The following is a 261-nucleotide window of genomic DNA, read 5'->3' as shown; positions in this document are numbered from 1 at the left end:
CGCGTCATCGAGGACCTCCCGGCGTTCGTGGACCGCGCGTACGTCGTCGACGACGGGTCGACCGACGACACGTGGGCGGAGATAACGGCGTACGCGGCGCGGAAGAACGACGCGCACGAGGGGCGCTACGAGGACCTCGTCGTCCCGATCCAGCACGAGCGGAACCGCGGCGTCGGTGGCGCCATCAAGACCGGGTACCAGCGCGCGCTCGCGGAGGGCGTGGAGGCGACCGCGGTCCTCGGCGGCGACGACCAGATGGAC

1 protein-coding gene is annotated in these 261 nt (G+C 72.0%); it reads left to right on the top strand.

Going from position 1 to position 261, the window contains the following annotated elements:
* On the top strand, positions 1 to 261 hold a 261-nt coding region (locus SM753_RS20820; RefSeq protein WP_323192956.1), incomplete at both ends, for a glycosyltransferase.

Source organism: Halostella sp. PRR32 (assembly GCF_034808085.1).
In the GTDB taxonomy this organism is placed as follows: domain Archaea; phylum Halobacteriota; class Halobacteria; order Halobacteriales; family Natronoarchaeaceae; genus Halostella; species Halostella pelagica.
Note: the sequence above shows the minus strand (reverse complement) of the source record. Positions and strands in the feature narration are given on the sequence as shown.